Origin of the sequence: Bradyrhizobium sp. Leo170 (assembly GCF_004296405.1) — a bacterium.
Taxonomy (GTDB): Bacteria; Pseudomonadota; Alphaproteobacteria; order Rhizobiales; family Xanthobacteraceae; genus Bradyrhizobium.
The window spans coordinates 1-8,796 of the sequence record NZ_PSRR01000358.1; the positions used below are offsets into that span (position 1 = coordinate 1).

An 8,796-nucleotide genomic window follows, 5' to 3' on the forward strand; every position below is an offset into this window, starting at 1 on the left:
TGAATCCCAACAGACCCTAGAGCTATATCGGTTAGGAGGTTGACGGGCTTCCAAAGGGAAACTACCGACCTGCGCGTATCTGTCGTTGGCCCGATAACCAAACCGGGAATGCGGAGGTGAGCCATGACCCGTCAATTAAACACATCGCCCAAACACTGATATCCGACCAATTCTCCGAGAGGCGTTGATTTCGATGATCAGTACCGAGACGCGAACTGCTGCCGGCATTCTTACTTTGACCGCGCTGCGTGGCATTGGCCCCGCAACAGCCGAACGCCTCGCGGAGCGGTTTCAGCTTCTCGCCGCCATTGCCGACGCCGAGCCTGCGAAACTGCGGTCACTAGTTTCAGCCTCGGTCATCGAAAGCCTTCATGAACCGACTGCATTGGCCAACGCTGGTGAGAAGGCTCAGCGCGTGCTCGACGAGGCCGATCGGCGCGGCGTACGTGTCCTTTCCGTGTTTGATCAAGACTACCCAACGGCGCTTCGCTCACTCCACGACCGTCCGCCTGTCCTCTTCGTCAAAGGCAAGTTGCCGCCACTTCGTAGTGTCGCTTGCATCGGCACGCGCGAGCCGTCCGAGTTTGGAGAAATCGTCAGCGATAGAATCATCGGAACACTAGTCGGTGCTGATTGGGCAATCGTCAGCGGTCTCGCGACGGGCGTCGACACGCTCAGTCATCAGGCTGCGCTACGCCATCGCGGACGGACGATTGCCGTGATGGCAGGTGGGCTTGATGGCATATACCCTAGGCAAAACGCCAAGCTGGCCGCTGAAATTCTTGAGACGGACGGCATGCTCGTCAGCGAGCAGCCATTCGGTGTGCCGCCGTCCCCCCGAAACCTCGTCCAACGCGACCGCCTCCAAAGCGGTCTTTCGATCGCGACGTTCGTCATGCAGACCGACATCAAGGGCGGCTCCATGCATACCGTTCGCTTCACGATTCAGCAAAATCGCCTGCTCTTTGCACCCGTCCCACAGGGACGACACGCGGCCGAGCCCAAGAGCCAGGGCATCTTGGCCATGACTCAACTGCCGGCGATGCGGTTCGCCGACGCCGTGCGGGCTGAGGGTGACTATCGTCGCATCCTCTTGGCGCGCTTCCGGGACGAGCCCGTGGCGGTGCCGCTGGCGAGCCGAGAGGATTACGCCTCTATGTTGGAGTTGCTGGAGACGCGCCTGATCGCCGGGGAGCAACCGGAGCTCCGACCAGCCTCTGCTTCAACCCAGACGTCGATGCTCTGACATGCCGGGCGTCTTCCTGTTCGATCTCGACATGACACTTGTCGACAGCTCGGCGCTCGCGCAGATGCGGCGCTTCCAACTGTGGGAGGAAGTGCGTCGCAACATGCATCTCATCAGGCCGTTTCCGGCCCAGGGAAGCGCTGCTCCGCACGAATTGCCAGGTCTTCTGAAGGCAGACGGCCAAGCCGTCGGAGTCGTGACCTCGTCGCCGAGATGGTATGCGGAAGCCGTCCTTGGACAGTTCCGCATCCCCTACGACGTACTTATCACATACGGCGATACGGAGAACCACAAACCGGACCCCGAACCTTTGCTCAAAGCGCTTCAGCTACTCGGCATTCCGCCGAGCCGGCAATCGCTCTATATCGGCGACGATGTTGGCGATGTGGAATCCGCATATCACGCCGGCTTAGCCTCGGTTGCGGTAAGATGGGGACCATCATCGATATTCGAACTTTCCTCAACTGCGCCGGACATCTTCATGTCGAAAGCCTCGACTCTGTTGCGTCGGGATCGCATTGGGGGACGATGCTACATCGGCGAAGCGCTGACCCATGGCTGGGACTTCCACAGCCATTGGGGATCTATCCTCCATTGCGATGACGACCCAATTGTATATGCGTTAGGCAGATACTTCACAGCCTCCGACCCGCGCCACGCCACGAGCGTGCTAAGCGGTGCAGTCCTGTCCCTGAAGAATGACGACACCTACGCCAAGATCCTTGGTGAGGCTATCGGCAAGGCCATCGCGAATCTCGATTGGACGCCGGACTATGTCGTACCCGTGCCGATGAAACCATCCCAGCAACGCAATCGATTCGAACAGCTCCTCAACGAGGCGACCAATCATTTTGACGAAGACATCGAACTCGAGCTGAAGGGGTTGCGCTGTGTCAAGGAAATCGAAGGTTACAAGCAGATGAACCCGCTTGAACGCTCCGAAGCAATCAAAGGCGCGTTCCACTCCAACTTCAAATGGAACGGCAACAAGGTTCTACTCATCGACGATGTCTATACGACCGGCGAAACCACTGGGGAATGCGTGCGGACGCTAACCGCGAGCGGGGCTGGCGAAGTCAGAGTAATGACCTTGGCAAAAGACCAGCGTGTCTTTTCGCGCAAGGTCTGTGCAGCCTGCGGTCGATCGATGAAGATCCGAACAAATTCGACAACCAACGCGAAATTCTGGGGGTGCTCTGGATATCCGGACCACTGCCAAAACACTGAGAATTTCTAACGGATGTGTACAGCGTCGGCGCAGATCGCGACCCGTCGCGACACAAGGCAATTGGGGGACCTGAGTGGCCGATGGAGATGATAATTCCGATGCGCGGTTCCACTTCATCAAGAGCGGCGATCAGGCAAACTCAGCTCTTGACTGGGATCACGGGCCGGATCACGTCCGCAAGGCCATAGGAGAGGCGCTGAACGCTCGAAACGTAGCCTTTCTTCTCGGCGCCGGCTGCTCGTCTCTCGTGGTCGATAAGCAAGAGCGCGGGATCTCGACCATGGCTCCGCTGGCGAAAGAGTTCTGTAAGCACCCCGGAGAGCCTCAGATCGATGATGATTTTAACCCTATCCCTGCGCCGGCATGGGCGCTCGATAAGGCTGATGTCGAACTTCTTGGAAAGCTCGGCGCCAGTTTGGAGGATGCCGAGTACTCCCGAAATCTGGAGCGGCTCATGGAGCTGCTTTACAGCCTGCGGTTCGTTTACAGGAGGAGCAAGAAGGCGACGCACGAGGCCAGTGGCAAACGGGTCGAGAGTATCATTCAGAAAGTAAAGTCGTTCCTCTGGGAGCGCTGCACGAACGGGGAGTTTGCCAACGGCGATACTTCCGTTCTCGATCTCTACGAGGCATTTTACAGGAAGCTCGTTCTGCGAGATAGGTCTCTGCCAAGACCGTGGGTGTTCACCACCAATTACGACCTATTCAACGAACGCGCGATGGACCGCCTTGGCTTGCCTTACGCGAACGGCTTTTCCGGCGTGGTCGAGCGGCGTTTCAACCCGGCCACGTTCCGCTACGCACTCGCAGAACAGCTCGACCTGACAAGCCGAAAGTGGTCGGCCGTCGATGGCTTCGTTTACCTCTGCAAGCTGCACGGCTCGATCAGCTGGACGGAAGATGACCACGGCCTGTTCCCGATCCCTGAACTCTGGCCGCAAGACGCACCTTCGAAGGTGATGATCTATCCGACGCCGGCCAAACAAAACTCAAGCCTTGGCTCTCCATACGCGGACCTATTTCGCGAATTTCAATCGCGAGTGGTGCGCGAGCAAAGCGTCCTTATCACTGCGGGCTATGCTTTCGGCGACGAGCACCTCAATCACATCATCTACCAAGCTCTGACGATCCCAACCTTTCGGCTAGTCATTTTTGCGGACCCCGACTCAAATGGGGAAATCGCCAAGCTGCGCGCGCTCAACGATCCACGAGTCTGGATCATTGGCGGTGACGGCCTTCCCGGCGGCAGCCCAGCGCACTACTTTAGAACCATCGTCGACCACTTCATGCCGCAGCGGCAGACAGAGCGGATTGACGACGCGGTACGTCTCGTCATTGAAAGTATGGGCTCGAGAAAAGAGACGGACGATGAGTAATGATGACCGCCGACGTGCAATTGGAAAGGTGATCTCTGTCGCAGCCGACCGCTTCGTTATTGAGGTGCATGGCGGGACCGACAACTTCACAGTTGTTGGCTTCGACGACATCCACTACGTCGCGCGGCTTGGCTCCTTTCTCGTGATCCCCGCGCAAACCGAGTATGTCGTCGCCGAAGTGGTCGGCCTCCGAGAGCGGGACGGCCCAGGTCGCGGCGATGGTCAGATGGACAAGGCTAACTCAGCCAAATTCCTGGACGTCGTTCCCGTCGGCATGCTGTCGGTGGCGCCCAATGGCAAGTTTCGTTTCGGGGTATCAGTCTTCCCATCGCTCTTTTCCGACGCGCTGTATGCTCTCGATACCGAGCTCGATCGCATCTTCGATACAGAAACCGATGCGGTAAAGTCGATAGGGCATAATGGATCCGACTGTATTCCAGCCGACGCCACGCGCTTCCGCAATCTCGGCATCGGCCAGTCGGTTATCTTTGAGGACTACCAGGTCAAAGTTCGTATCGACGACTTCTTCGGAGGTCATGTCGCTGTGCTCGGCAACACTGGCAGCGGAAAGTCTTGCACGGTTGCGTCCATCCTGCAGGCTCTCTTTGAGAAGCCGGACGAGCATCACGCGCGCGGCGCGACATTCGTAGTCCTAGACGTGAATGGCGAATACCACACCGCGTTCGAGAAACTACCAAGTATCGCCGATATCGGCGTGGAACGTGTAATCCTCGACGGCAGCGCTGCAGCTAATAAATTTCGTGTGCCGCACTGGTTCCTCGATCTTGCCGAATGGGAATTGCTCCTTCAGGCGCAGCGAGCGCACCCAACTTCCCATTCTGCGAATGGCGTTGGGATTGACCACGCTGTTCGGGCAGGCAGGCGGCACTCAGCTCAATGACTTTCGCAACCACATCTTGGCGACTTGTATCACCCAGATTCTCGGAGACGAAACCCAGCCCGGCGCGAAGGAAACTCGGATACGCGGGATTCTTCAGCGATTCCGAACGCAGGAGATCAACGCCACCAAGCTCGGCCGTTGGATCAGCGTCAGCTATGGCAACATGCCCGCTCTGCAAGACGCCTATAAATACCTTGCTGGCTCAGACGGGGCGAGTGGCTTTATCAACCCCGATTTGAAATTCCCCGATTACGACGGAACGCCGTTCGACTTCGCAGCGCTCGGAGACGCGATTGATCTCTCCCTTCTCTATGAAGAAGCCCACGGAAATCGTCAGATCCGCGACTACTGCTCGCAGATGGTAACGCGCTTCAAAGCACTTCAGGAGCGCACCGACTATCGCTTTCTGCGCCACCAGGCCGATGAAGCATTGGAGCCAACGGACTTTCTCGCTCGGCTTCTCGATTAAAGGCCAAGGATGGTGGACACACCAAGTCTGCGCAAATCGTCATAATCGATATGAACGCCGTGGAAGATGAGGTGGTTGAGCTGGTCAGCGCCGTACTCGCGCGCATGGTGTTCCGCTTGCTTCGGCACGCCGACCCGCGCAATCGCTTCCCAGTGCATCTCCTCTTGGAAGAAGCGCATCGTTACGTCGCTTCGACGCCTTCACGGTACGCAATGGATGCAGGTCGTATATTCGAACGCATATCTAAGGAAGGTCGAAGGTACGGTCTTTTTCTTCTAGTTGCTTCGCAGCGACCAAGCGAATTGTCCAAGACTGTCCTCTCCCAGTGCTCTAATTTCGTCGTGCATCGGATTCAGAATCCAGATGACCTTTCTCAAATTCGGCAGATGACGCCATTCATCTCAGACGCCGTGCTTCGCCGCCTCCCGTCGTTGCCGAAGCAGCACGCCTTGGTGTTCGGAAACTCGGTCAACCTTCCAACGACCTTCAAGGTGCGGAGTGCGTTCCCGCTGCCGGCGAGTGATGACGCAAAGATTGTCGACCTGTGGTTCCACGAGGCGGGACGGCCTTCACTGCTGCGGTTCGGGTCGGCCACGACGACACTGGCGGCTGATGATTGAGCGCCCGTCATCAGAAGAGATGGCGACCGCCCTCGAAGCCACTGGCGATTATCGAGTATTGCGCCGGCTGCGCGTTCGATCCGGTAGCCTAAATCCCCACCTGGGACTGGCCGCGGCATGGTACTTGACTTCCTGTCACATTTTGGCTTCGACGCGCCGTGCGACCTGCCCGATATGGAAATGCTCGAGGAGGCCGGCCTGCTCAGCAAGGCCAAAAGGTTGGCCGGCGAGTTTCCCGATCCGTTGCCGGCACATGATGATGACCAGGACGATGACGAAGAAGCTGCAGATCGGACAGAGACAGGCTAGCCACATTTTCGCTGCGATGATCGTAATAGCGGCGAAGGAGACGTTGCACGGAGCCTAAACCCCAGCGCTGGCTAGGCATCCAAGAGACGGGCCGGTATCACGCTGGGGAATTCTTTAAGGCCGTGCCTTGTCGACCTCCTAATTCATCCCTATATTGGGGATGAATTATTGATGGAGTTCCGCATGTCTTCCGCCGAAGTATTGACACTCACGGAAGCAGGTTACGTGCTGAACCGGTCCGCGGCTGCGCTCAACAAGGCCGTCGATACCGGCATCATTCGCGCACGTCAGCGACGCGTCGGAAGCGGCGTTCAGCGCCTCCTCGGCCCGGCGGAGATGCGCTTTCTGCTGGTCGCCGACAGACTGGAAAGAGATCTCACCCCTGCGGGCCGGCGTCGCCTGTATGAGGCGATCCGGCAGCTCTCTTTCGACGCGCACCGAGTCGCGTTTGGCGAACTGGTCCTTGATCTCGGCAAGATCGACGCCGACCTCAAAACCCGTCTCCACCGTCTCGATGAACTGCGCCGATGGGTACAAGTCGGAGGTGATCGCAACGAACCCATCATTAAAGGCACCAAGATTCCTGTCTACATGGTGGCGGCCCTCGCCCGTGGGCAATCGGCCGAGGAGATTGTCGACGATTTTCCGTCGCTGACGCGCGATCAGGTTGAGGCCGCGATCGAATATGCCAAGGCCTATCCAAAGCGAGGACGCCCCTATCCCTCGCGGAGCCTGAAGCGGGCGCTGGCAGAGCTAGCCGACCTCGGGTTCGATGACGAAGCCGAGGCGGGCGAGGTTGCGCCGCGCCGGATTCCGTGACCGCATATTTGATCGACGAGAACGTGCTTCGCGAGTTTGGTGCGCGTGGCAACGCGAACGTGCGCAAGTGGCTTGCAACAGTCGACGATTCGGACCTCCGTCTGAGCGCCGCCACGCTTTTCGAGAAGCGGCGCGGCGCCGAGATGTTGAAGCGCCGCGATCCGGACAGGGCCGCGAACTTACTCAAGACGATCGGTGCGATCGAGAAAGCCTATGCGGACCGGATCATTCCGATAGACGCAAGTGTCGTCGCGGAATGGACCCGACTGCTTGGATCGAAGAACAAGGATCGGTGGGATCTGGCCCTCGCGGCGACTGCGCGGGTTTACGATCTTGTCCTCGTCACCCGCAACATCAAGGACTTCGAGACGCGCAGCGTGCGATTACTTAATCCCTTTCGTGACCCGCCGGTCCGGATTGAATCCTGACACGCCGCGATGTTCAAACGATGACTTGGATAGCTGCACATCGAGCTCGAGGACGTGAAAGCAGCCTGCCCTCGTTCACATCCGACCGACCACGTCGCGCCATCTGTCCGTGACGATAACGCGAGCCGGAAACCCTGGACGGATGGTGAGTGCGCAAGGTTATTTGAAGAGATCTAGGATATCGTAGCTAGGCTACGATTCGCGAGCTGGATCCAAGTGGCTAAACCCAAGCTTGGGTTCACGCCGCTGACCAGCGAACCCGGTCATGTGGGGACGAATTTCCGTTCCCGTTTCCCGCGCCAAAGCGACCAATAAGGTTCTACAATGCCGTCAAGTGATAAATGTGAGTCACGAACTCAAGGTATGGACTTCCCTTCTATTTGGACACATAGCGCGGGCGGCGATCTTTATGACTGACGAAGAAGGATCAGGAGACCTCTATCCGAGTGGCTCGTGGCAGAGAACCTAAGCGAAGCTGTCTGGCTGCGCCTCCGACGTTTCACCAGTCCGACACTTTGCGAAAGAACCATTGCGGCCCGTGCGCCCGGGCTTGCTCCCGATATCCTACAGAAGAAGGGACAGGAACTCGCATTTGCCGTTCGGAGCGCTCTTGGCTATTGGCGGAGCGAGCCCGGCTCGCTCAATGCCAGAGTGCTCACGCGATACTACGCGCTGCTCCAGATCACGATTGCTGAGCAGGTAGCGAGCCCGCAATCCACCGCCGACCTGAAGGACATCCAAGCTCACACGGAAAGCGGCCACGGGCTTTGGACGATTGCGGCAACCGGGAGAGGAGTTTCCATTCAACTACAAAGTCGCTTGCCGGGACCGCGGTCATTTTTACGAGTATTGCCGCTTTCGAGGCGTTGATCTGAAGCCGGTCGCATCCAAGCCGCGGCCCGACAGTTGGGACAGAATCTCGACGGACGGCCAAGCGCGCTTGATCTCTCTAGCCGATTTATTGCGGCGCATTCCCGAACTGCAACTGTTGATCGAAGAGACATTAGGAGCAGCGCCGTTGTCGCTCCACGTCGCCTACGCGGACCAAAACAATATAGAGCGCGCCGAGCGGATACAGCAACATACGGCGAAGACTGGCGAGATAGTGTTCGACGTTCCTGTCACGACGCCCGAAACGACAACGTACATCGGCATCCACCCGCATGGCCGGAAGATCACAGCAGGCTTTCTGAACAGCCTAGACCGGCCAATAAAGAACATACGGCCGGCTCACCCAAAATACCCCGCGGGATCGCATCCCGCTCAACAAACTCTCTTCTCTTCAATCACATAGCCAGATGGGTGTTCTGATGCGCAGTTGTAGAAGCCTTCGATGAAGGCGAAGATGTCGCGCTGGGCCTCGAGGCGGGTTTGGTATTGACGATGATGAACGAGCTCGGG

9 protein-coding genes are annotated in these 8,796 nt (G+C 58.0%); all 9 read left to right on the forward strand.

The window, feature by feature from the left end; genetic code table 11:
• Window positions 1-193 precede the first annotated feature (193 nt).
• Window positions 194-1,246: a DNA-processing protein DprA gene (locus tag CWO89_RS36600; RefSeq protein ID WP_130230589.1), complete on the forward strand. Its 1,053-nt coding sequence runs from the start codon at window positions 194-196 to the stop codon at window positions 1,244-1,246.
• Window position 1,247: 1 nt separating this feature from the next.
• Window positions 1,248-2,483 carry an HAD-IA family hydrolase gene (locus CWO89_RS36605; RefSeq protein ID WP_130583245.1) on the forward strand — a complete coding sequence of 412 codons (1,236 nt, stop codon included), beginning with the start codon at window positions 1,248-1,250 and terminating at the stop codon, window positions 2,481-2,483.
• A gap of 64 nt (window positions 2,484-2,547) precedes the next feature.
• Window positions 2,548-3,849 carry an SIR2 family protein gene (locus tag CWO89_RS36610; protein WP_130583246.1) on the forward strand — a complete coding sequence of 434 codons (1,302 nt, stop codon included), beginning with the start codon at window positions 2,548-2,550 and terminating at the stop codon, window positions 3,847-3,849.
• Window positions 3,842-4,750 carry a helicase HerA domain-containing protein gene (locus tag CWO89_RS48380; protein ID WP_245476743.1) on the forward strand — a complete coding sequence of 303 codons (909 nt, stop codon included), beginning with the start codon at window positions 3,842-3,844 and terminating at the stop codon, window positions 4,748-4,750. Before CWO89_RS36610 ends, CWO89_RS48380 begins: the two co-directional genes overlap by 8 nt.
• Window positions 4,707-5,219 (forward strand): hypothetical protein, encoded by a 513-nt coding sequence (locus CWO89_RS48385; protein WP_245476744.1) that lies wholly within the window; start codon window positions 4,707-4,709, stop codon window positions 5,217-5,219. Before CWO89_RS48380 ends, CWO89_RS48385 begins: the two co-directional genes overlap by 44 nt.
• A 50-nt stretch (window positions 5,220-5,269) precedes the next feature.
• On the forward strand, window positions 5,270-5,839 hold the full coding sequence (locus tag CWO89_RS48390; RefSeq protein ID WP_245476745.1) for an ATP-binding protein: 570 nt from the start codon (window positions 5,270-5,272) through the stop codon (window positions 5,837-5,839).
• A 117-nt stretch (window positions 5,840-5,956) separates the two neighbouring features.
• Window positions 5,957-6,148, forward strand: a complete 192-nt coding sequence (locus CWO89_RS48395; protein ID WP_463702886.1) for a hypothetical protein — start codon at window positions 5,957-5,959, stop codon at window positions 6,146-6,148.
• A 183-nt stretch (window positions 6,149-6,331) separates the two neighbouring features.
• Window positions 6,332-6,967 carry a DUF433 domain-containing protein gene (locus CWO89_RS36625; RefSeq protein WP_130230593.1) on the forward strand — a complete coding sequence of 212 codons (636 nt, stop codon included), beginning with the start codon at window positions 6,332-6,334 and terminating at the stop codon, window positions 6,965-6,967.
• Between the two features lie 8 nt (window positions 6,968-6,975).
• Window positions 6,976-7,395, forward strand: coding sequence for a type II toxin-antitoxin system VapC family toxin (locus CWO89_RS36630; protein WP_245476746.1), 420 nt, complete (start codon window positions 6,976-6,978; stop codon window positions 7,393-7,395).
• Window positions 7,396-8,796: the final 1,401 nt, after the last annotated feature.

Bases quoted from the DNA above. Each gene is read 5' to 3' on its own strand.
- CWO89_RS36600 (WP_130230589.1), top strand. From the start codon at position 194: ATGATCAGTACCGAGACGCGAACTGCTGCCGGCATTCTTACTTTGACC.
- CWO89_RS36605 (WP_130583245.1), top strand. From the start codon at position 1,248: ATGCCGGGCGTCTTCCTGTTCGATCTCGACATGACACTTGTCGACAGC.
- CWO89_RS48380 (WP_245476743.1), top strand. From the start codon at position 3,842: ATGAGTAATGATGACCGCCGACGTGCAATTGGAAAGGTGATCTCTGTC.
- CWO89_RS48390 (WP_245476745.1), top strand. From the start codon at position 5,270: ATGAACGCCGTGGAAGATGAGGTGGTTGAGCTGGTCAGCGCCGTACTC.
- CWO89_RS48395 (WP_463702886.1), top strand. From the start codon at position 5,957: ATGGTACTTGACTTCCTGTCACATTTTGGCTTCGACGCGCCGTGCGAC.
- CWO89_RS36625 (WP_130230593.1), top strand. From the start codon at position 6,332: ATGTCTTCCGCCGAAGTATTGACACTCACGGAAGCAGGTTACGTGCTG.